The sequence below is a fragment of the Polaromonas sp. C04 genome (assembly GCF_002002705.1).
Classification (GTDB): Bacteria; Pseudomonadota; Gammaproteobacteria; order Burkholderiales; family Burkholderiaceae_C; genus Rhodoferax_A.
Window position 1 is genome coordinate 55899 of the sequence record NZ_MUNS01000032.1, and the last position, 20513, is coordinate 76411.

22 protein-coding genes are annotated in these 20513 nt (G+C 65.2%); 14 read left to right on the forward strand and 8 right to left on the reverse strand.

What is annotated here, in order from left to right:
• Nucleotides 1-20: 20 nt before the first annotated feature.
• From B0E49_RS12525 to cutA, 4 genes are read left to right on the forward strand one after another with little or no spacing between them, the layout of a single operon-like run.
• Nucleotides 21-926 carry a 2-dehydro-3-deoxygalactonokinase gene (locus B0E49_RS12525; protein ID WP_077562534.1) on the forward strand — a complete coding sequence of 302 codons (906 nt, stop codon included), beginning with the start codon at nt 21-23 and terminating at the stop codon, nt 924-926.
• Nucleotides 923-1561 carry a 2-dehydro-3-deoxy-6-phosphogalactonate aldolase gene (locus tag B0E49_RS12530; RefSeq protein WP_077562535.1) on the forward strand — a complete coding sequence of 213 codons (639 nt, stop codon included), beginning with the start codon at nt 923-925 and terminating at the stop codon, nt 1559-1561. The genes B0E49_RS12525 and B0E49_RS12530 overlap by 4 nt, the downstream gene beginning before the upstream one ends.
• Nucleotides 1558-2340, forward strand: a complete 783-nt coding sequence (locus B0E49_RS12535; RefSeq protein ID WP_077562536.1) for an SDR family NAD(P)-dependent oxidoreductase — start codon at nt 1558-1560, stop codon at nt 2338-2340. The genes B0E49_RS12530 and B0E49_RS12535 overlap by 4 nt, the downstream gene beginning before the upstream one ends.
• A gap of 16 nt (nt 2341-2356) precedes the next feature.
• Complete coding sequence (cutA, locus tag B0E49_RS12540) at nt 2357-2737, forward strand: divalent-cation tolerance protein CutA (protein ID WP_077562537.1); 381 nt, start codon at nt 2357-2359, stop codon at nt 2735-2737.
• Here the strand turns inward: cutA and B0E49_RS12545 are convergent.
• Nucleotides 2721-4028, reverse strand: coding sequence for an MFS transporter (locus tag B0E49_RS12545; RefSeq protein WP_077562538.1), 1308 nt, complete (start codon nt 4026-4028; stop codon nt 2721-2723). The genes cutA and B0E49_RS12545 overlap by 17 nt on opposite strands.
• A gap of 52 nt (nt 4029-4080) precedes the next feature.
• Nucleotides 4081-4560, reverse strand: coding sequence for a MarR family winged helix-turn-helix transcriptional regulator (locus B0E49_RS12550; protein ID WP_077562539.1), 480 nt, complete (start codon nt 4558-4560; stop codon nt 4081-4083).
• A 74-nt stretch (nt 4561-4634) separates the two neighbouring features.
• Between B0E49_RS12550 and B0E49_RS12555 the strand changes: the two genes are divergently transcribed.
• A complete protein-coding gene (locus B0E49_RS12555; protein ID WP_174571098.1) occupies nt 4635-5216 on the forward strand; it encodes a PaaI family thioesterase in 582 nt (193 codons plus the stop codon).
• A gap of 104 nt (nt 5217-5320) precedes the next feature.
• On the opposite strand, the gene B0E49_RS12560 is transcribed toward B0E49_RS12555, so the two are convergent.
• Nucleotides 5321-5968: a c-type cytochrome gene (locus B0E49_RS12560; RefSeq protein ID WP_077562541.1), complete on the reverse strand. Its 648-nt coding sequence runs from the start codon at nt 5966-5968 to the stop codon at nt 5321-5323.
• Between the two features lie 48 nt (nt 5969-6016).
• The gene (locus B0E49_RS12565) at nt 6017-7450 is read right to left on the reverse strand and encodes a cytochrome C (RefSeq protein WP_286137980.1); all 1434 of its coding nucleotides are present in this window, start codon (nt 7448-7450) and stop codon (nt 6017-6019) included.
• Between the two features lie 271 nt (nt 7451-7721).
• Between B0E49_RS12565 and B0E49_RS12570 the strand changes: the two genes are divergently transcribed.
• A complete protein-coding gene (locus B0E49_RS12570) occupies nt 7722-7931 on the forward strand; it encodes a hypothetical protein (RefSeq protein WP_286137982.1) in 210 nt (69 codons plus the stop codon).
• Between the two features lie 113 nt (nt 7932-8044).
• Here the strand turns inward: B0E49_RS12570 and B0E49_RS12575 are convergent, their stop codons facing one another.
• Nucleotides 8045-8839, reverse strand: coding sequence for an IclR family transcriptional regulator (locus B0E49_RS12575; RefSeq protein ID WP_077562543.1), 795 nt, complete (start codon nt 8837-8839; stop codon nt 8045-8047).
• 158 nt (nt 8840-8997) lie between these two features.
• On the opposite strand from B0E49_RS12575, the gene B0E49_RS12580 reads away from it, so the two are divergent.
• The 6 genes from B0E49_RS12580 to gloA all read left to right on the forward strand — a co-directional run bounded on the left by B0E49_RS12580 (nt 8998) and on the right by gloA (nt 15329).
• Nucleotides 8998-9975, forward strand: coding sequence for a tripartite tricarboxylate transporter substrate binding protein (locus B0E49_RS12580; protein WP_077562544.1), 978 nt, complete (start codon nt 8998-9000; stop codon nt 9973-9975).
• A 24-nt stretch (nt 9976-9999) separates the two neighbouring features.
• Nucleotides 10000-10791 carry an enoyl-CoA hydratase/isomerase family protein gene (locus B0E49_RS12585; protein ID WP_077562545.1) on the forward strand — a complete coding sequence of 264 codons (792 nt, stop codon included), beginning with the start codon at nt 10000-10002 and terminating at the stop codon, nt 10789-10791.
• Between the two features lie 5 nt (nt 10792-10796).
• Nucleotides 10797-12884, forward strand: coding sequence for an acetate--CoA ligase family protein (locus tag B0E49_RS12590; protein ID WP_174571099.1), 2088 nt, complete (start codon nt 10797-10799; stop codon nt 12882-12884).
• Nucleotides 12885-12936: 52 nt separating this feature from the next.
• Complete coding sequence (locus tag B0E49_RS12595) at nt 12937-14262, forward strand: MmgE/PrpD family protein (RefSeq protein ID WP_077562565.1); 1326 nt, start codon at nt 12937-12939, stop codon at nt 14260-14262.
• Between the two features lie 68 nt (nt 14263-14330).
• Nucleotides 14331-14831 (forward strand): acyl-CoA thioesterase, encoded by a 501-nt coding sequence (locus B0E49_RS12600; RefSeq protein WP_077562547.1) that lies wholly within the window; start codon nt 14331-14333, stop codon nt 14829-14831.
• An 87-nt stretch (nt 14832-14918) separates the two neighbouring features.
• On the forward strand, nt 14919-15329 hold the full coding sequence (gene gloA, locus B0E49_RS12605) for a lactoylglutathione lyase (RefSeq protein ID WP_077562548.1): 411 nt from the start codon (nt 14919-14921) through the stop codon (nt 15327-15329).
• A 67-nt stretch (nt 15330-15396) separates the two neighbouring features.
• Here the strand turns inward: gloA and eda are convergent, their stop codons facing one another.
• Together eda and B0E49_RS12615 are read right to left on the reverse strand one after the other, a co-directional pair.
• The gene (eda, locus tag B0E49_RS12610; RefSeq protein ID WP_077562549.1) at nt 15397-16038 is read right to left on the reverse strand and encodes a bifunctional 4-hydroxy-2-oxoglutarate aldolase/2-dehydro-3-deoxy-phosphogluconate aldolase; all 642 of its coding nucleotides are present in this window, start codon (nt 16036-16038) and stop codon (nt 15397-15399) included.
• A complete protein-coding gene (locus B0E49_RS12615; protein WP_077562550.1) occupies nt 16029-17939 on the reverse strand; it encodes a dihydroxy-acid dehydratase domain-containing protein in 1911 nt (636 codons plus the stop codon). Before B0E49_RS12615 ends, eda begins: the two co-directional genes overlap by 10 nt.
• A gap of 159 nt (nt 17940-18098) precedes the next feature.
• Here B0E49_RS12615 and B0E49_RS12620 point away from each other — a divergent pair, with 159 nt between their 5' ends.
• A complete protein-coding gene (locus B0E49_RS12620) occupies nt 18099-18704 on the forward strand; it encodes a gamma-glutamylcyclotransferase (protein ID WP_077562551.1) in 606 nt (201 codons plus the stop codon).
• A 19-nt stretch (nt 18705-18723) separates the two neighbouring features.
• Here B0E49_RS12620 and B0E49_RS12625 read toward each other — a convergent pair whose 3' ends face one another.
• Nucleotides 18724-19257: a nucleotidyltransferase family protein gene (locus tag B0E49_RS12625; RefSeq protein ID WP_077562552.1), complete on the reverse strand. Its 534-nt coding sequence runs from the start codon at nt 19255-19257 to the stop codon at nt 18724-18726.
• A gap of 28 nt (nt 19258-19285) precedes the next feature.
• Here B0E49_RS12625 and pdxH point away from each other — a divergent pair, with 28 nt between their 5' ends.
• Nucleotides 19286-19936 (forward strand): pyridoxamine 5'-phosphate oxidase, encoded by a 651-nt coding sequence (pdxH, locus tag B0E49_RS12630; RefSeq protein ID WP_077562553.1) that lies wholly within the window; start codon nt 19286-19288, stop codon nt 19934-19936.
• Nucleotides 19937-20513: the final 577 nt, after the last annotated feature.

Genomic DNA, 20513 nt, shown 5'->3' on the forward strand with positions numbered 1-20513 from the left:
CCTCCGTTGAAAGCCCCGCCGTGAAGCAGTTGCTGGCCGTCGACTGGGGCACCTCGTCGCTGCGCGGCGCGCTGCTGGACCGGCACGGCAAGGTGCTGCAGGAGCGAGCGTTTGCGCGCGGCATCCTGAGCGTGCCCCCGGGTGAGTTTGCTACGGTATTTGAAGCATGCTTCGCACCATGGACAAGGGCTGCAGGCACTTTTTGCCTGATATCCGGAATGGCCGGCAGCCGCCAGGGCTGGATCGAGGCGCCCTACTGCGCCTGCCCTGCGGGGTTCGACGACATCGCACGCCGGCTGGCCTGGGTGACGCCGGGACGCATCGCCATCGTGCCGGGTCTGTGCTGCGAACGGGACGGAATCCCCGACGTCATGCGCGGCGAAGAAACCCAGGTGCTCGGTGCCCTGCAACTGCTGGACCTGCCAGACGCCGTGCTGGTGCTGCCGGGCACGCACAGCAAATGGGTGCGCGTGGCCTCTGGCCGCATCGAGCACTTCACCACCTTCATGACGGGCGAGTTCTACGCGCTGCTGCGCCAGCATTCCATCCTCGCGCGCACCCTGCCCGGCGATGACGGCGACCTCGACGTGGACGCGTTCAACCAGGGCGTGGCGCTCGCCTTGCGTAGCGGCAGCCTGCTGCAAACCGCGTTCAGTGCGCGCACGCTGTCGCTGTTTGAACGCCTGCCCGCAGCGGCCCTGCCCAGCTACCTGTCGGGGCTGGTGATTGGCGAAGAACTGCGCACGCAGCCGCTGGAGGCCGGCGCGCAGGTGGTCCTCGTCGGCACCGACACGCTGACGCAGCGTTACGGGCTGGCGCTGGCGCAGCGCCGCGTGCCGGTGCGGCGCGTCGGCCCGGACGCCGCCTGGCGCGGGCTGTGGGCCATTGCCGGCGCCCTGTCGTCCTCTCTTACAGGAATGCCATGAATGCCCACGATAAATTCACGCACGCGCTGCGCGCCCTTCCCCTGGTCGGCATCCTGCGCGGCGTGTCGCCGCACGAAGCCCTGCCGATCGGCGAAGCACTCACGGGCGTGGGCTGGACGCTGATCGAGGTACCCCTCAACTCCCCGCAGCCCCTGCAAAGCATCGAAGCCATGGCCAGCGCCTTTCCGGACGCGCTGGTCGGCGCGGGTACTGTGCTCAGCCCGCACGATGTGCGCAACGTCCATGCGGCCGGCGGCCGGCTGGTGGTGGCCCCGAATTTCAATACCGCGGTGATCCAGGAGGCGGTGCGCCTTGGCATGGTCTGCCTGCCCGGCGTGATGACCGCCACCGAAGCCTTTGCCGCGCTCGACGCGGGCGCCACCGGCCTCAAGCTGTTTCCGTGCGAGATGATCACGCCCGCGGTGGTGAAAGCGCTGCGCGCCGTGCTCGGCGCGGACACCATGCTGCTGCCGGTCGGCGGCATCACGCCGGAGAATATGGGCGCCTACCGGGCCGCCGGGGCCAGCGGCTTCGGCATCGGCTCGGCGCTGTACCAGCCCGGCATGGCGGCCCTCTCGGTTCGGGAGAATGCTATGAACTTCATAGCTGCCTACGAGGGTACCATCAGGGCATGAGCACTATTTCTTCACAAATTTCGTTCGGGCTGCAAGGCCGGGTGTGCATCGTCACCGGCGGTGCGCAGGGCATTGGCGAGGCGTGCGCCCGCCGCTTCGCGCGCGACGGCGCCCTGGTCGTGGTCACCGATGTGGACGACACACGCGGCCAAAAACTGGCGCAGGAACTCGGCGCCCTGTATGTGCATTGCGACGTCGGCGACAAGGTCCAGGTGGATGCGCTGGTGGCGCAGGCCATGGCCGCGCATGGCCGCATCGACGTGCTGGTCAACAACGCGGGCATCTTCAAGGCCGCGGAATTTCTGGACGTCACCGAGGCGGATTTCGATGCCGTGCTGCGCGTCAACCTCAAGGGCTCGTTCCTGGTCGGGCAGGCCGTGGCCCGCGAGATGGCCAGGGTGCGCCGGGGCAGCATCGTCAACATGAGCTCGGTCAACGGCGTGCTGACCATCCCCACGATCGCCAGCTACAACGTCAGCAAGGGCGGCATCAACCAGCTCACGCGCGTGATGGCGCTGGCGCTGGCCGACCAGGGGATTCGCGTGAACGCCGTGGCGCCCGGCACCATCGCCACCGAACTCGCGGCCAAAGCCGTGCTGACCAGTGAAGACGCCAAGGCCCGCATCATGAGCCGCACGCCGATGAAACGTCTTGGCGAGCCCTCGGAAGTGGCCGACGTGGTCGCGTGGCTCGCCAGCGACGCGGCCAGTTACGTCACCGGCGAGATCGTCACCGTGGACGGCGGGCGCATGACGCTGAACTACACCGTGCCGGTGTAGCGCCCCGGAGGCCCGCATGCCGCTTGCGAATCCCACCGAACTCGAAGGTGAGACGCCCTACTGCATCGTTCTCACCACCGTCCCCAACCAGGAACAGGCGCAAGCGCTGGCGCGCCAGATCGTCGAGGCGCGGCTCGGCGCCTGCGTGCAGATCGACGGCATCCACAGCATCTACCGGTGGGACGGCGAGTTGTGCAGCGAGCCGGAATGCCGCCTGATGATCAAGACGCGCAAAGCCTGCTTTACGGCGCTGGCGCAATTCATTCGCGCGCGCCACCCCTATGAAGTCCCCGAGATCGTGCAGATTCCGATAACGGCTGGGTCCGCCGACTACCTGCGGTGGATCGACGAAGGCGCGCAACCAGGCGACGACCCCTTGTTCATGAGGCGCTGCTGACGGGGTTGACTGTCGCAACGGGCGCCACTGAGGGCCGGCGCATCGCCATCACGGCAAGAGACGCCAGCAGGCAGGCGCCGCCGGCGGCATACAGCGCCGGGGTGTAGGTCAGCAGCAGCGTGCGCGTCAGCCCCGCGCCATAGGCGGCGGTGGCGGCGCCGATTTGATGCGCCGCAAAAATCCACCCGAAGACGAGACCGACACGCTCCTTGCCAAAGCTCGCGCCGGCCAGCTTGACGGTGGGCGGCACCGTGGCAATCCAGTCCAGGCCGTAGAACATGGCGAAGATCGACAGGCCGTAGAGCGTGAAAGTCGAATGCGGCAGCCAGAACAGCGAGAGGCCGCGCAGCCCGTAGTACCAGAACAGCAGCTTGCGGTTGTCATAGCGGTCCGACAGCCAGCCCGAGAGGATGGTGCCGAAAAAATCGAAGGCACCCATCATCGCCAGCACCGATGCCGCAGGCACCGCCGTCAGGCCGTAGTCGGCGCACAGCGAAACGAAGTGCGTCTGCACCAGGCCGTTGGTGCTCAGGCCGCAGATAAAGAAAGTACCGAACAGAATCCAGAACGTGCGGTTGCCCGAGGCTTCGCGCAACGCCACAAAGGGCGTGCGAAACGTCATGGCCGCCGCGGCGACGGGTGTGCTGTCCGGTACGAACGCCTCCCCGAGCGGCGCCAGCCCGATATCGCAGGGCCGGTTGCGCACCAGGCACAGCGCGAGCAGCGCCACCAGCGCGCTGCCGGCAAAGATCGGAATCACCGCATAGCGCCAGCCTGCGTGCTCGATGATCCAGGCGGCCAGCGGCAGGAAGGCCAGCTGTCCGGTGGCCGAGCTCGCGGTCAGCAGGCCAATCACCAGTCCGCGCCGGGCGGTAAACCAGCGATTCGCCACCACGGCTCCCAGCACCAGCGCCGTCAGGCCGGTGCCCAGGCCCAGCATCAAACCCCACAAGATGAACAGCTGCCAGAGCTGGGTTGCCAGCGTGGCCAGCGCCATGCCGGCGCCGACCAGCGCCAGTCCGGTGCACATCACGGCGCGCAGCCCCCAGCGCTCCATCAGCACGGCGGCAAACGGCCCCATCAGGCCATACAGTGCAAAGCGCAGCGCCAGCGCGGAGGAGATCTGCTCGTTGGTCCAGCCGAATTCGTGGCTCAGCGGCTGCAAGATCACGCCCGGCAGGCCCAGCGCGGCCGACATGGTGAGCATGGTGAGAAAGGTGACGGCCGCCATGACCCAGCTGTAGTGAATGCCGCGGCGTTGCAGCCATGTAGAGACTTGTTGGGCGAACATGCTCGTCCTCGTGAAGATTTTTTGGGAACTACGGATGCACTGCAGCGATGGGCTACGCCTGGGCATCGCCGGAATCGACGCTAGAGAGCAGGTCGATCGACTCATCGATCAGGCCGTGCAGCGCCAGCACCCGCTGCGTGCCCAGCAGCCGGTTCAGGCTTTGCTGCGCCGCCCTCCAGTGATGCTGGGCCTCGGCGCGCTTGGCACGCCCCTGCGCGGTGATGGTGACACTGCGGCTGCGCGCATCGCTGCCGGCAGACAGCTCGACCCAGCCGGCATCGACCAGCGGTTTGAGGTTGCGCGTCAGCGTGGACGCGCCCAACTGCATGGCTTTGGCAAGCTCGGTGGGACGGACCGGACCCAGCTTGAGGACGTGCGACAACAGCGAATACTGTGTCGTCCTGAGGCCCACCTTGGCCATCTCAAGGTCGTAATGCTGGCCGACGTGCCGCATCAGCTGGCGCAGCCGCAGATTGGTGCAGCCCAGTGTTTTGAGAGCCGCCTGCGGGGATGGATCGAGTACAGCGTTCATGGGATGAATCCGGAGTTCATGTATTATACTTGCATCTACAATTATTGTATATGCAACCAAAGAGGACGGCTGCCATGGACACTGCAACAAAGATGGGCACGACGGAATCGGACACCGAACGGACGCTGGCCCGGTGGACCAACCAGTTGAACGAGGTGCGTGGCCGCATGCTGGCCGGCGGCGGCAAGCCGGGCCTCGCCAGCCCGTCCGTGGTCGCCGGCAAAACCGGCCTGGAAATCATGCAGGCCATGCTGGCCGGCGAAGCCCCCTACCCGCATATCGCCGAGACGCTGGATTTTGCGCTGGTAGAGGTAGGTCCCGGCACGGCCGTGTTCCAGGGCACGCCGCAGCTCAAGCACTACAACCCGCTGGGCAGCGTGCATGGCGGCTGGTACGCCACGCTGCTCGATTCCGCCGTGGGCTGCGCGGTACACACCATGATGCCGGCCGGACGCGGCTACACCACGGCCGAACTCAGCGTCAACATCGTGCGCGCCGCCTCCATCAAGTCAGGGCCGCTGCGCGCCATCGGCAGCGTGATCCATTGCGGGCGCCAGCTGGCCACGGCCGAGGGCCGCATCGTCGGACCCGACGGCAAGCTGTACGCCCATGCCACCACGACCTGCCTGGTGTTCGAGCTGCCGAAGCAGGGATAGCAGGGATAGTTTGGCCCCCGCCCGCTCACAGCCTGGATTTGCCCTGCGCGAGGACCTTGTCGCAGACCTGCTTCGCGATCTTTGCCTTCAGGTCGCCAGGCTGGTCATCGCGAGTTCCCCAGCGATTCCACGTAGCTCGCCACGGCCACCATGTCCGCCTCGGACAGGTCATGCGTAACGCCTTTCATGACGGCACCCCGAGGCCGCTCATCCGTCAATTTGAATACCTTGAGCTGACGCACCACATAGTTGGCATGCTGGCCCGCCAGGCGTGGAAACTGGCCATTGCCCTCGCCACCCGCGCCGTGGCATGCACTGCACTGCGTCACTCCCTGCTCGGGCAAGCCACTGCGAAAGATCATCTCTCCGCGTGCATTCGGCGCCGTTTTGCCGGCGGCAGCATGCATGGGCTGCTGGCTTGAAAAATAATCGGCCAGCTCGTTGATTTGCGTGGAAGTCAGACGCGTGAATCCCCACATGTGCTGGACTCCGCTGGGGTCGCTCCTGGCATGCCCCTTGAAGTCCGTGAGCTGCGAGACGAGGTACTCCTTTTGTTGCCCTGCGAGCTTCGGGAACAGGGGGGAAACCGATTCTCCCGTCATCCCATGGCACATCGAGCACACTTTTTGAACCATTGCCACCCCTGTCAGGGTCGATTCGTCCCCCGATTGGTTGTCGACTCCCGCGCAGCCCGAGAGCGCCAAGGCCGCCATGGAGAAAATGAAACCTGATTTCCTGAAATATTCAATCATGTTGTTTCTCTTCGGGGAGTTCGTCGGAGCGAGCCTGCAGGAGACATTTCAAAAGGCAGCCCACAGGTAAAGGAAGGTCGTGTTGTTGTCGCTGGCATTGCGGCCATTGCCGTCGTAGTTGGTACGGGCTCCGTTGAAGCGCGTGAAATAGTTGTATTGCAGGCCGACACGAATATTCTGGATCGGCATCCAGAAGATTTCGGGTGTCCACATCTGGGTGTTGGGAACATTGCTCTCACTGCCGAAATTCGGCGTGCCCGAGGGGTAGGCAAGCGCGTCGGCACTGCCATTCACATTGGTATAAGCCAAGCTGGCGCCGTACCTGGCCCGGTAAACATAGCTGCCCTTCAACTTGAATGAATTCAGTGTGGCAGGGCCGGCGTAAAGGTTCTGGGTATCGTCGTTGATCCGTTCCCGGATATAGCGCATTTGGGCCGTGAAGGTATGGGGATCCAGCAAATACTGGTACTGCGCATCCACGCCGACATCCCTGTAATGGGTGCTCGGGCCGAAGACGGGGAAGTTGTTGGCATCGAGCGGGAGGACCTTGGCGTTCATGGCAAAGGCGCCGAGCATGACATTGTGAGCATCCCACTCATGCGTATAGGCGAGGCGCACATAGGGGTTGCTGCCGCTCAGGTAGGTGAGCGGGTGATCCGGATCGCCCGTCCTGCTGCCCAGGCTGAGAAACTGCCAGAAGCTTTTCGCGGTCTGGTAAGAGGTCAACTCGGCGTAAAAGGAGTTGTTCAGGTACACATAGGCGCCGACACCCGCAAGCTGCTGCTGGCTTTCGAGAAAGGTCGAAACCGGGGCGCCGGGAAAGGCCCCGAGCGTGGTGGCCAGGTATGGGTAGCCCCACGCCGGGGATGTGTTCCACACGTCCTGTACGGTCGGGTTGTTGTGCACCGTCACGCCCCAAATGAGATCGGTGCTGGTGTTTACCCTGCGGTCGGCATACCGGAGGTCAAAATTATCGGAATGCGCGAAGCCGAGCCAATTGCCCTGCGCCTCCTGTCTGTCGTGAACGTTGTAGGTGAACTGCGCAAAGCCACCGACATTCTCCGTGACCTTGCCCGCGACAAACACGCTCGCAAAGTCGGCGATGAATTTCTGGTCTTTCGGGGAGAGGGTGCCGCCGGCGCCATCATCGTTGTTCGCCGTTTTGGTCATGTCGCCAACGATCATGGCGGCCAGCGGGTTGCCACGAACCCCATTGGTGTAACCGGTCAGCTTGAAGAGCCGCCCGTAAGGCGTGAGTTCAGGAAACTGCCCGCCCGCGTGACAGGCGACGCAGCTCTGCCCGGTTTGGCGGGCGAAGGACGGAACTGCCTGGGCGGACTGGCTGAACACCAGACACAGCAGGATCGGCCCCAGCAAATGAAGCTTTGAAAGCGCCCGGAGAAACCCTGCCTTCGTCTTGCTCAAGCCCGTGCATCGTTCGTTGCCTCGATCAAAGGCGTTTCCTGTCAGGTCGCAATGCATGGCATCCCTCCAGTTCGAATTTATTAGAGTACGTTTCGATACGGTCGCTACAGTAATCTTGTTTCGCGTGCTTGAGCGGGCCGTGTTACAAAAAAGTTTGATCCAGATCAAGGCCGAATCAAGTCACGTCAAAGCGCCGGCGAGGGACTGCCATTGGGCAGCCTCCCCCAGTGACCGCCGGGTACCTGCCAAGTGCAGACTACCCCCGCCCGCACGATACTCGGCGGGAGACCGCGTACCGATTCTTGATCTCCAGGCGGAGCATGATGCCGTGGTCATTCCCGATGTCATGAAGCCGATGCTCGGCGATCGGATCACTGTCGAGGTAATCCGGGACGCTGGACATGCAATGGCGCCAGAGCAACCCCGAGCCATGAGCGAGGCGATCGCGGCATCCGCGCATCGCCTGTATTTGTCTCCTGCCACTACCACAGGCGCCATGGATAGCGACCGCGAAGCGGAGGTCCGGCGGCTTTGCTGAATCGGCGATCGAGCACGCAACGCGGCTGTGCAGGCGAGCTGTGGCTCAGCAAGTCACTCAGGAATCCTTGGGCGCTGGGCTCTCCTATTGCGGCGAGCTGATGACAGTGCCGTTCAGAGGCTATCAATTGATGTCCGAAGCCGATCCGCCAGGGCAATCAAGGGTTCGCGCAGACGCGCGACGACTTCCACCGCCTCGACGTCGCCCGTGATGCTCATGTTCAACACGTACACGGGGCGATCGACAACCACCACGGGCGTGGCCAGTGCCACGACCTGGGGCTGCCACGAAGCCCAGCAGTAGCCCTGCTGGCGTACGCTGTCAATGGCGCAGGTGATTTCCCGCGCCAGGTCTCGCCAGCCCGAACGCCGCCGCTCGCGAAACTGGTCCATCAAACTGCGCCTCTCTTCTTCAGAGGCAGTCGACAACCAGGCCCGTCCGAGCGAGGTCAACTCCATCGGCACGCGCTGGCCGGCAACGACGTTACGCCAAGACACCCGCCGGCTGTAGCGCACCGATTCGAGATAGACCATTTCGCCCCGGTCCGCTACGGCCAAGCCGACGTTGATCTTGCGCTTCTCCGCTTCGCTTCGCATCAAAGGACCGGCGACCTGCAGGATCGGCGAACCCGAGCGCATCGCGTGGGCCAGACTCAGCACCGGCGCTGCCAGTCGGTAGGCGCGCTGGCGCCGATCATGCTCGAGCATGCCGCTTTCAACCAGCGTCTGCGCAAGGCGGCTGACCGTGGCGCGCGCGAGCCCGGTGCGCTCCGCCAGCTCGCCGTTGCCCAGCAGATCGGCACCGGGCTTGAAGGCGCGAAGAATGTCGATGCCGCGTTCGAGCGAACGGTTTCTGTCTCCGCGCGACGGCCCTTTACCTGGCGTCTGGCGATGCCTGACGGTATCCATCACTCTCCTCCACCACCTTCGATTGATTTCCACCTCTTGGAAATTGATGAGTGCTATTCATGAGTATGCACCCTAAACTTGCGGCTGCGATGGCAAGGGGACGGCTCCTCTGTCCTTTCGCAAAAAGATCACCCTTCGCATCACAGCAGGAGAGAACCATGCACACCGCCTTTCATTCCACGATTGCCCGACTGGGCGCCCTGATCGCCACGACTGTATTGGCAGCGACAACAGCCCTCGCGGCGTTTCCCGACAGGCCCATCCATCTGATTGTGCCGTTCTCACCGGGCGGTGGCACGGATTCGATCGCTCGTTCGGTCGGCGTTGGCATGTCGCAGGCACTCGGCCAGTCAGTCATCATCGACAACAAGCCGGGGGCCGGCACGATCATCGGCGACGACTACGTCGCAAAGAGCCAGCCCGATGGTTACACGCTCGTGGTGGCCACCTTTGCGCACGCGGTGAATCCGAGCCTGATGCCCAGGCTACCCTTCGATACGGACAAGGCGTTCGCGCCCGTGATCCTGTTGGCTCGCGGCCCGAACCTGCTGGTGGTGCGCGCGGACAGTCCGTACAAGTCGGTGAAGGACGTGCTGGCTGCGGACCGGGCGAAGCCGGGCGAGCTGACTTTTGCCTCGCAAGGCAACGGGACCTCTGCCCATCTCGCCGGCGAGATGTTCGACAACCTCGCGAAGGTGAAGATGGCCCATATCCCGTACAAGGGCGCGGGCCCGGCGATGACGGATCTTCTGGGCGGGCGGGTGGACATGATGTTTGCCACCGCGGCGGCGGCCAGGCCTTTCGTCACGAGCGGCAAGCTGCGCGTTCTTGCCGTGACGAGCCCGCAGCGCTCCGCGGCAATGAAGGACGTGCCAACCGTGGCCGAGACGGTCCCGGGTTATTCGGTCGAGAGCTGGTACGGCCTGTTCGCGGCCGCAGGCACACCGGCAGGGGTCATCGAGAAGCTCAATGCAGCGGCAAAGAAGGGCACGGAGCGCCCGGAGTTTCGCAAACAGATGGAGCTGGAAGGCCTGACCGTCAGCGCGGGCTCGCCCGCAGAGCTTGACACCTTTGTCCGTGCCGAAGAGGTGCGATGGGGCAAGGTCGTGAAGGAAAACAAACTGAAGATCGACTGACCCGAATCCACACGAGCAAACACCATGAGCACTTCCCTGATTGAGCTGCAGACCGAGGCCGGCATTGCCACTCTGACTTTCAACCGCCCGGACAAGCGCAACGCCATGAACGACGACATGCGCACCGAGTTCATCCACGCGCTGGAACGCGTCGCCGCCAACACGGCCATCCGCGCCCTGGTACTCACCGGCGCCGGCAAGGGCTTCTGTGCCGGCGGTGACATTTCCGGTATGGAGCGCCGCATGAAGGCGCCTGCGGGTGAAGTCGGTTTCAATGGCTGGCACCGCCAGCAGCGCGTGCACTACACGCAGTCGTTGCTGCACACGATGCCCAAGCCCGTCATTGCGGCCGTGAATGGTGCCGCTTCGGGCCTTGGCGCGGACACCGCACTCGCCTGTGACTTCATCATTGCCAGTGAATGGGCCAACTTCAGCTGGTCCTACATCCACCGCGGGATCATTCCGGACGGCGGCGGCATGTACTTCCTGCCGCGTCGTGTGGGCCTGCCCAAGGCCAAGGAACTGATCTTCACCGGCCGCAAGCTCGATGCCGATGAGGCGTTGGCCCTGGGCATCGTCGACCGAAAGACCTCCGCCGATACGCTGGTGACCGACGCCCAGGCGTGGGCCACTGAGTTGAGCCGGGGCTCCGCCACAGCCTTGGCGCTAAGCAAGACCATTCTGAACCAGAGCTTTGAGCTGTCGGCGCAGCAAATCTTCGCCCAGGGCAGCCAGGCGCAGGGCATTTGCTACACGAGCACCGAGCACCGCGAATCGGTCATGGCCTTTCTGGCGAAGTCCACGGCAAAGGAATGACTGGCATGGACGCGATCGCCAGACTCCTGAAGCCCCGCAGCGTTGCCATCATCGGCGCCTCGGCCGATGCTTCCAAGACCGCTGGTCGACCGGTGTCTTACCTGATCAAGCATGGCTTTGCCGGCGACATCTATCCTGTGAACCCGAAGGTCAACCGTATCGGTGAGTTGCCCTGCTACCCGGACATCGCGTCGCTGCCGGCAGTGCCCGATGTCGGCATCGTGCTGCTCGGCGCCGAGCGTGCCCACCTCGCCGTGCGCGACCTGGCGGCGCGCGGCACCGCAGCAGCCATCGTGCTGGCCAGTGGCTACACCGAGACCGGAGAGGAAGGCGCACGACGCCAGAAGCAGTTGCTCGAGGCCGCCGGCGCGATGCGCCTTCTCGGCCCGAACACCATCGGCCTGGTCAATCTCACCGACAACATCGTGCTGTCGGCAACCGGCGCACTGGAGATGGACCATTTTCCGATCGGCTCGATCGGTGTCGTCTCGCAAAGTGGCGGCATCCTCGGTTCGCTGCTGTCGCGCGCCGCAGCGCGCGGCATCGGCCTGTCCAAGCTGATCTCGACCAGCAACGAGGTCGACCTTGAACTGGCCGACTTCATCGACCAACTGGCCGACGACGAGGCCACGAAGGTGATCGCGCTCTATGTCGAGACCGTGCGCAATCCGGAGAAGTTCCGCGCCGCGGCGCTGAAGGCCGCTCGTGCCGGCAAGCCGGTCGTCGCGTTCAAGATTGGCCGCTCGGAAGCCGGTGCCAAGGCCGCCGTGTCGCACACCGGCGCACTGGCCGGAGCCGACCGCATGTACGACGCGCTGTTCCGGCAGACCGGCGTGATCCGGGCGCAGGCCTTCGGCGACCTGCTCGATATCCCGATCGCGTTGTCGACCGGCCGCGTGCTGCGCGGCAACCGCGTCGCCATCCTCACGTCCACGGGGGGCGCCGGCACCCTGGTGTCCGACAGCCTCGGCGTCTGCGGCTTCGACACGCCCGCGCCCGATCCGGAGACGGCGGCCGCGCTGCGCGCGCTGCAGACCGGCGACCACGCTGCGCTCGACCGCAACCCGATCGACGTCACGCTGGCGGGTCTGCAGCCCGACCTGCTGCGCGGCGCGATCAAGACCTTGTTGGCCAGCCCGAGCTACGACGCCCTGACCATCATCGTCGGCTCGTCGAGCCTGGCCATGCCTGAGCTGATGGCCGGCGCAATTCAAGACTGCCTGCCTCTGTCGGACAAACCGGTGATCGCCTATGTCAGCCCGCACGCGCCGGAGATCGGCGCCTTGTTGACGCAACGGGGTGTGCCCGCCTTCGCCGTGGCCGAGAGTTGCACCGTGGCCCTGGCCGGCATGCTGCAGGCGAGCCGGTGGAAGGCGCCCGCCGAGCCGACAGTGCCGGCCGCACAGGTTGCGGTAGACGATTTCCCCGCGGGCTCTCTGGACGAGGCCCAGGCCAAGCAGCTCTTCGCGCGCTTCGGCGTGCCCTGCGCACGCGAGGTCATCGTCAAAACGCCGGCCGAGGCCGAGCGGGCTGCCCGGGATCTCGGCGGCAGGGTTGTATTGAAGATCCTGTCGGGCGGGATCACGCACAAGAGCGATGTCGGCGGCGTGGCTGTCAACTTGCGGCCCGAGCAGGTGGGAGCGCGCCTGACCGCGATGGCCGCGGAAGTCGAAACCAGGGCCGGTGTGCGGCCACAGCGCTTCCTGATCCAGGAAATGGTGGCTGGCGGCACGGAACTCATCCTGGGCATGCACCGCGATCCGCTGGGCACGGCCATCCTGTTGGGCATGGGCGGCGTCACGGCCGAGTTGTTCAAGGACACAACGATGCGCCTGCTGCCCCCGCAAGGCGGATTGAGCCGAGGCGATGCGCTGGACATGGCCAAAGAACTGAGAACCTGGCCACTGCTCGACGGCTTCCGTGGCCGCCCCAAGGCGGACGTGGACGCGCTGGTAACCGCGATCGTGGCCTTCTCGCAGATGGCAGCACAACTGGGGGATCGTCTCGTCGAAGCCGAGATCAACCCGGTGTTCGTGCTGCCGGCCGGCCAGGGGGTTCGCGCCGCCGACGGCGTTGTCGTTCTCGGCCGCTGAACAACGATTTGCGGCTCGCATGGCTGGACGAAACAAGTTCGAAGGATCCGAGATGCACACCACCCAAATCTTCTCTCGATACGCGGCCGAATTTCGCCAGCGGCCGCTGCCCGGTGAGGTGCTGCATCACGCAAAACGCGCGGTGATCGACTGGTACGCCTCGTTGTTTCCGGGTCTGGCCACCGCACCCGTCAAATTGCTGGAGGAAACCTTGGCCGAGGATCTCGACCGCGGCAACGCCCGTCTTGCATCGGGTCGCCCTGCGACCGCGCGCGCCGCGGCGCTGCTGAACGGCACCGCCGCGCATGCGGCCGAAATTGACGACAGCTATCGCGATGCGATGTACCACCCGGGCGCTGCGACCATTGCCGCCGCGCTCGCGGCTGGCCATGAACGGAACGCTACAGGCTTGCAGTTCCTGCGCGGAGTCGTGCTGGGCTACGAGGTGTCCACCCGCATTGGCATAGTGCTGGGCCGGCCGCACTACAAGTTCTGGCACAGCACGGGCACGGTGGGCACCTTCGGCGCCGCCGCTGCGGCCGCCGGACTGCTTGAATTGGACGAATCCGCGTTTGCCCATGCGCTGGCCACCGCCGCGACGTTCGCCGCCGGGTTGCAGCAAGCCTTTCGGATGGACTCGATGTCCAAGCCGCTGCATGCCGGGCGTGCCGCGGAGGCGGGCCTGCTGGCGGCACAACTCGCCCGACGCGGCCTCACGGGCTCGCTCGACGTACTCGACGGAGAAGCCGGTCTGGGCCAGGCGATGAGTACCGGACCGGATTGGAGCCAGGTCGGCGCGACCCTGGGCAGCGACTTCCACATCACTCGGCTGACTTTCAAAAATCATATCGGCTGCGGCCACACCTTCGCGGCGATCGACGGCGCGCTCGAACTGCAGCGCCTCTATGGTCTGCAAGCCAGCGAAATCGAACGCGTGCACATCGCCACCTACAAGCCGGCGTTGGACATCGCTTGCTACGAGCGGCCGACCACGGCCAACGAAGCCCGGTTCAGCCTGACCTACGTGGTGGCCTCGGCGCTGGTCCACGGCAGTGTGCGCCTGGCTGCCTACGAACCGGCCCGCCTGGACGACCCGGTCACGCGGGCCTTGATGGAGCGCATCAGCGTCTCGGTGGATCCCGAAATCGACGCGGCTTTCCCCGGACAGCGCGCTGCCCGCGTCGACATTGAAACCCGCGACGGCAGGCGGCTCACCCACCTGCAACCCAACCGCAAGGGCGACCCTGAGCAGCCACTGTCCGACCTCGAGCTGGAGGACAAGCTGATCGAGCTTGCCTCGCCGGTGATCGGTATCGACAAAGCCCGCGCGCTGCTCGCCCGCCTCTGGATCCTGGACACCAGCGAGAGCCTCCCATGACCCGGCTCGCCCGCAGCTGCCGGCCAGGGCACCGCCGCGACCGTCGATAAGGTTTGAAGGAGAAATGTATGACCCAGATGCCTGCGCACCAGCTCACAATGACGGTGCTGATGACCCCGGACATGGCGAATTTTGCGGGAAACGTCCACGGCGGCACGATTCTCAAACTCCTTGACCAGGCCGCCTACGCTTGCGCAAGCAGGTATGCCGCGCATTATGTCGTGACTGTCAGCGTCGACCAGGTCATGTTCCGACAGCCAATCCATGTGGGTGAACTGGTGACCTTCCTCGCCGCTGTCAATCACACCGGCACATCATCGATGGAGGTAGGAATCAAGGTCGTGTCGGAGAATATCCGCACCCAGGAGAAGCGGCATGTCAACAGCTGCTTCTTCACGATGGTGGCGGTCGATGACGATCGATATCCAGTGGCTGTGCCGACCCTGCGGCCTGCCACCGGCGACGAAACGCGGCGATTTCACGAGGCCCTCCTGCGCAAGAAGCTCAGGCAGGAACTCGCCGATCGGTTTGCCTCGATCCGCAGCGCGTCAGGCGTCCAGGAGCCCTAGCGCAGTCGCCTTGGTTTGCTTCGGCGCTCGTCACACCCTGTCCGCAATGGGTCGACGGACTTCCCCTGCCCGCGCGATAATCCGCTCATGAGACTTCTTCACACCATGCTGCGCGTCGGCAACCTGCAACGCTCGATCGATTTCTACACTCAGGTGCTCGGCATGAAACTGCTGCGCACGTCCGAGAACCCCGAGTACAAATACTCGCTCGCGTTCGTGGGCTACGGCAACAACCCCGAGCACGCCGAGATCGAGCTGACCTACAACCATGGCGTGGACCATTACGACATGGGCAACGCCTACGGCCACATCGCGCTCGGCGTGCCCGATGCCTACGCGGCCTGCGAAAAGATCAAGGCGTCCGGCGGCAATGTCACGCGCGAGGCCGGCCCCGTCAAGGGCGGCAGCACCGTGATCGCGTTCGTCACCGACCCGGACGGCTACAAGATCGAGCTGATCCAGCGCGCCGAGGGCGCGGGCGGCGCCGGCTTGCGCTGAAGTCTTCCCCGCGTAGCTGCGCTTTTAATAGCGGCATACGAAGACTGCATAAGGGCTACAGGCCTTTTTAACGCCTAAGTCCAGCCGCTTCGCGCGCCAGCGTCTCGATGCGCGCCCAGTCGCCCTGCGCCAGCGCGTCAAAGGGCACCAGCCACGAACCGCCCACACACGCCACATTGGGCAAGGCCAGCAAGTCGGGCGCGTTGTGCAGCGTGACGCCGCCGGTCGGGCAGAACCGCACGTCGCCGAACGGGCCGCCCCAGGCCTTGAGCATGGCGGCACCGCCGGCCTGCATGGCGGGAAAGAACTTCAGCTCGGTGAAGCCGTCTTCCTGCGCCATCATGATCTCGCTGCCGGTGGCCACGCCCGGCAGCAGCGGCAGGCCAAGTTCGCGGCAGGCGTGGCCGAGCGCATGGGTGTAGCCGGGACTGACGGCAAACCGCGCGCCGGCCATCGCCGCGGCCTGGGCGTCGGAAGCGCTGCGCACGGTGCCGGCGCCGACCACGGCCTCGGGCACCTCGCGCGCGATCAGTTCCATACAGGCCAGCGCCTGCGGCGTGCGCAGCGTGATCTCCAGCATGCGGATGCCGCCGGCCACCAGCGCGCGCGCCATCGGCACGGCGTGCTTGGGATCGGTCAGCACGATCACCGGAATCACCGGCGCGTCCTGCATCACCTGCAGGGCGGTCAACGTCTGTGTTACAGCCATGTGCAGGCTCCTTCTTCAGCGGTGAGTGCGTGGCGCCGCATGGCGGTGAACAGTTCGCGGCCCATATCCAGCGTGTTCGCCATGCGCAGCGCCTCGGGCATGGTGACGATTTCACGGGCAGTCCAGACAGCGGCGGGGACCTCCACCTGCAGCGTGCCGGCCTCGGCGTCGAGCCGGATCAGGTCGCCGTCGCGCACCTTGGCCAGCGGCCCGCCCGCCGCCGCTTCGGGCGACACGTGGATGGCGGCCGGCACCTTGCCCGAGGCGCCGCTCATGCGGCCGTCGGTCACCAGCGCCACCCGAAAGCCCTTGCCCTGCAGCACCGCCAGCGGCGGCGTGAGCTTGTGCAGCTCGGGCATGCCGTTGGCCTGAGGCCCCTGCCAGCGCACCACGCAGATCACATCACGGTCCAGCTCCCCGGCCTTGAAGGCCGCGTGCAGCGCCTCCTGCGAGTCGAACACCCGCGCGGGTGCTTCGATGACATGGCGGTCGTCGGGAATGGCCGACACCTTGATCACGCTGCGGCCCAGATTGCCCTGCAGCAGCTGGAGGCCGCCATGCGGGCTGAAGGGCTGCGCGGCGGGGCGCACGATGCTGGTATCTTTGGACGCGCCAGCGTCGTGCCAGAGCAGGCCGTCGGGGCCCTCCTCCTGCGGCGGTACCGGGAGCAGGTCGTTGACCTCCTCCGCCAGCGTCATCGGCACCACGTCGGTTGCTTTTCTTGCCGACGCGGGATGCCACTCGGGCACCCGCGTGTACTCGCGCAAGCCGCCGGGGCGCACGGTCAGCACGTCTTCATGCATGAGGCCGGCATCGAGCAGCTCCCGGATCACAAAGCCGGGGCCGCCCGCCGCCTGGAACTGGTTCACGTCGGCCGTCCCGTTGGGGTACACGTGGGTCAGCGTCGGCACCGCGCCGGAGAGCGCGGCGAAGTCGTCCCAATTGATCTGGATGCCCGCGGCGCGCGCCACGGCAACCCAGTGGATCAGGTGGTTGGTGGAGCCACCGGTCGCCAGCAAGGCCACCATGGCATTGACGATGCAGCGCTCATCGACGATCTGGCCGATCGGGGCGTATCGCCTGGACTTGATCACGCCCAGCACGGTGCGGGCCGCTTCGCGCGTGAGCTCGGCGCGCAGGTCGTCGCCAGGGTTGATGAACGCGGTGCCGGGCACGTGCAGGCCCATGGCTTCGAGCAGCATCTGGTTGCTGTTGGCGGTGCCGTAGAACGTGCAGGTGCCCGCCGCGTGGTAGGCATTCGATTCGGCCTGCAGCAGCTCGGCACGCCCCACCCGGCCCTGCGCCGCGCGTTCGCGCACCTTGCCTTTCTCGCTATTGGACAGGCCCGAGGTCATGGGCCCGGCCGGCACGAACACGGTGGGCAGGTGGCCAAAGTGCAGCGCGCCGATCAGCAGCCCCGGCACGATCTTGTCGCACACGCCCAGCATCAACGCGCCGGCAAACATGTCGTGGCTCAGCGCCACGGCGGTGGCCATGGCAATCACATCGCGCGAGAACAGGCTGAGCTCCATGCCCGGCGTGCCCTGCGTCACACCGTCGCACATGGCCGGCACGCCGCCCGCGACCTGCGCCGTAGCGCCGAACTTGCGCACCTCGGCCTTGATCAGGTCCGGGTAGTACTGCAACGGCGCGTGCGCCGACAGCATGTCGTTGTAGGCGGTGACGATGCCGATGTTGGGCACGCGCTCGGCTACGACCTTGAGTTTGTCATTCGCCGGCATCGCCGCGAAGGCGTGCGCCACGTTGGCGCAGCCCATGCGGTCGGCGCTGGGCGCGCGCGCGCTGGCCGCCCCCAGGCGTTGCAGATAGGCGCCGCGGGCGGGCCGGCTGCGTTCGCGAATGCGGGCGGTGACCGCTTCTACCGTGGCATTGAGTTTCATCGGCTCATCCAGAGTTGGTAACTAAATTACAGGCTCCATCCTACTCCGGAACCGGCACAAATAGACCGAAAAGGGTTACCAGTGCGTTACCAAAACGAAAGCCGGGACGCACCAGGATCCTTCCCGGAGTTGCCTGCCGGGTCGCTGTAAAGTGCGGTCATGACAGAACCGCTCACGCCCGGGCGCGACCCGGCCCTCATGCTGGAGCAGACGCTGGCCGCCTGGGGCGGCCGCTCCGACTTGTGGATTTTTGGCTACGCCTCGCTGATCTGGCGGCCGGACTTTGAATTTGCCGAGCAGCGCGCCGCCCGCGTGCAGGGCTGGCACCGCGCACTCAAGATGTGGAGCCGCGTGAACCGCGGCACGCCCGAGTGCCCGGGCCTGGTGTTTGCGCTGCTCTCGGGCGGCAGTTGCCAGGGCGTGGCGTTCCGGGTGCGCCGGATTGACGCGGGCGACGTGCTGTCCGCCCTGTGGCTGCGCGAGATGCCGAGCGGCGTGTACGACCCGCGCTGGCTGCACTGCCGCACGCCGCAGGGGCCGATCAAGGCGCTGGCCTTCACGCTGTCGCGCCGCAGCCCGAGCTTCACCGGCGAGCTCACGCCCGCGCAGTACAGCCAGGTTTTTATGCAGTCGCGCGGCCGCTACGGCACGACCCACGACTACGCGCACCAGACCCTGCACAGCCTGCGCGCGCAGGGCATCCGCGACCGGGCACTGCAGCGATTGCTGGATCTGGCCGGCGCGCCGGCCGCGCCTCCAAAGTAACCGGCGCGAAGCCCCGGCTTCAGCGAGGCCGGGACACCAGCGCCTGCGCCCGTGCCAGATCGTCCAGCGTATCGATGTCGGTCACGCAGCCGATATCGTCGACTATCAATTCAATAGCGGCATGTGCACGTACCACAGGGGCTGCACCCTGATTCCCTTGCAAAGCCAGCAGCGCCGGGCCACACGCGGCGCCAAACCCGACCGGGTGGCCCCGGCTACCCTGATAGACGGGTACGACCACATCATGGGTCTGCAGCGCCGCCGCCACTTGCAAGAGCGTGGCGGCCTGAATCAGCGGCAAATCCGCGGGCAGAATCAGCCAGCCCGCCGCGTCCCGCGTGGCGCGTACGGCAGCGGCAATCGAGTCGCCCATGCCGGGGTGGCCGGCGTCCTCCAGATGCCAGGGCAGGCCGCTGGCACGCACCGCGTCCAGCGTGTGCTCCAGCACGGTTTTGCCGGCCAGCAGCGCCTGCAGCTTGTGCACGCTGCCGCCCGACGCCGCGAAACGCTCGCCCCGGCCGGAGGCCAGCACCAAAACTGTGGGTTGTTGCATGAAGGTCAGGGTTTCTATACTGCCAAGTATGACAAATACCGCCGCCCACCTTGCAGACCTGCGCAAAAGCTACGAGCGCGCCGAACTCAGCGAACAAGCCTCGCACGCCGACCCGCTCAAGCAATTCGAGCAGTGGCTGACCGAAGCCATCGCGGCTCAGGTGCCCGAACCCAATGCCATGACGCTGGCCACGGTCGCGAGCAACCTGCGCCCCAGCACGCGCGTGGTGCTGATCAAGGGCTATGACGAACGCGGCATCGTCTGGTTCACCAACTACGAGAGCCGCAAGGGCCAGGAGCTGGCCGGCAATCCGTACGCGGCGCTGCAGTTCCACTGGGTCGAGCTCGAGCGCGTGGTGCGCATCGAAGGCGTGGTCGAAAAAATCAGCGACGCGGAAAGCAACGCCTATTTCAACAGCCGCCCGCTCGACTCGCGCATCGGCGCCTGGGCCAGCCCGCAAAGCCAGGTGATTGCCGGGCGCAGCGTGCTGGTGACCAACGCCGCCCGCTACGGCGCCAAATTCATGCTGCAGCCGCCGCGCCCGCCGCACTGGGGCGGCTTTCGCCTGCAGCCCGACAGGTGGGAGTTCTGGCAGGGCCGCAAAAGCCGCCTGCATGACCGGCTGCGCTACACAAAAGAGAGCAATCAACGCTGGCTGCGTGAGCGTTTGGCGCCGTAAACACCACGCGTGAACAATCAGTTGATTTTGAGAAAATGAAGTCCCTCGGCACCGACTTGATCAGGAGTTGGTGAGAAAAAGTTCGGAAGGAAGTTAGCGAGACTGGATTTCAATTGCGGCCGGCAGGTCTGCAGCGGGAGAGGGTTCTAGCCAACGGCTGCTTTCTGGGATCTCAGTTTTGAGTTTTGGGCATGCCAGTCAGCAGTCATTCGTCGCCGCCAGCAAGGTGTTCAATTCAGTCATTCGTTCCGATATTGGAGCGTCATGGTCGCCGAATAAGCAGACAAGGATCAGCCCGAAAAATTCCGCGAACATCGTGGGACGCCAGCCACCCCGCCGAAGATCAGACATTCGAGCAAAATATTTTTTGAGATCACGCACTGTGCGACACATGTCGTCGCGCCCACCAACCATAGTTCTCCCACAGTCACTTTCGTGGGAGTGCCCCTATGTACTGACCTTGCCCCGAAGAACGTATCCCTTTCTGAGTGTTTCAATTCAAGCCTGTCGATAAATTTAACAGCACAACACAAAAACTATATGTAATAGCCCTGTAGACCCTTGAAAACACTAGCCA

Bases quoted from the DNA above. Each gene is read 5' to 3' on its own strand.
- B0E49_RS12550 (WP_077562539.1), bottom strand. From the start codon at position 4,560: ATGAACGCTGTACTCGATCCATCCCCGCAGGCGGCTCTCAAAACACTG.
- B0E49_RS12595 (WP_077562565.1), top strand. From the start codon at position 12,937: ATGCACACCACCCAAATCTTCTCTCGATACGCGGCCGAATTTCGCCAG.
- B0E49_RS12535 (WP_077562536.1), top strand. From the start codon at position 1,558: ATGAGCACTATTTCTTCACAAATTTCGTTCGGGCTGCAAGGCCGGGTG.
- B0E49_RS12620 (WP_077562551.1), top strand. From the start codon at position 18,099: ATGACAGAACCGCTCACGCCCGGGCGCGACCCGGCCCTCATGCTGGAG.
- B0E49_RS12600 (WP_077562547.1), top strand. From the start codon at position 14,331: ATGACCCAGATGCCTGCGCACCAGCTCACAATGACGGTGCTGATGACC.
- B0E49_RS12580 (WP_077562544.1), top strand. From the start codon at position 8,998: ATGCACACCGCCTTTCATTCCACGATTGCCCGACTGGGCGCCCTGATC.
- eda (WP_077562549.1), bottom strand. From the start codon at position 16,038: ATGGCTGTAACACAGACGTTGACCGCCCTGCAGGTGATGCAGGACGCG.
- B0E49_RS12575 (WP_077562543.1), bottom strand. From the start codon at position 8,839: ATGGATACCGTCAGGCATCGCCAGACGCCAGGTAAAGGGCCGTCGCGC.
- B0E49_RS12530 (WP_077562535.1), top strand. From the start codon at position 923: ATGAATGCCCACGATAAATTCACGCACGCGCTGCGCGCCCTTCCCCTG.
- B0E49_RS12555 (WP_174571098.1), top strand. From the start codon at position 4,635: ATGGACACTGCAACAAAGATGGGCACGACGGAATCGGACACCGAACGG.
- B0E49_RS12560 (WP_077562541.1), bottom strand. From the start codon at position 5,968: ATGATTGAATATTTCAGGAAATCAGGTTTCATTTTCTCCATGGCGGCC.
- gloA (WP_077562548.1), top strand. From the start codon at position 14,919: ATGAGACTTCTTCACACCATGCTGCGCGTCGGCAACCTGCAACGCTCG.
- B0E49_RS12615 (WP_077562550.1), bottom strand. From the start codon at position 17,939: ATGAAACTCAATGCCACGGTAGAAGCGGTCACCGCCCGCATTCGCGAA.
- B0E49_RS12565 (WP_286137980.1), bottom strand. From the start codon at position 7,450: ATGCATTGCGACCTGACAGGAAACGCCTTTGATCGAGGCAACGAACGA.
- pdxH (WP_077562553.1), top strand. From the start codon at position 19,286: ATGACAAATACCGCCGCCCACCTTGCAGACCTGCGCAAAAGCTACGAG.
- B0E49_RS12545 (WP_077562538.1), bottom strand. From the start codon at position 4,028: ATGTTCGCCCAACAAGTCTCTACATGGCTGCAACGCCGCGGCATTCAC.
- B0E49_RS12585 (WP_077562545.1), top strand. From the start codon at position 10,000: ATGAGCACTTCCCTGATTGAGCTGCAGACCGAGGCCGGCATTGCCACT.
- B0E49_RS12625 (WP_077562552.1), bottom strand. From the start codon at position 19,257: ATGCAACAACCCACAGTTTTGGTGCTGGCCTCCGGCCGGGGCGAGCGT.
- B0E49_RS12590 (WP_174571099.1), top strand. From the start codon at position 10,797: ATGGACGCGATCGCCAGACTCCTGAAGCCCCGCAGCGTTGCCATCATC.
- cutA (WP_077562537.1), top strand. From the start codon at position 2,357: ATGCCGCTTGCGAATCCCACCGAACTCGAAGGTGAGACGCCCTACTGC.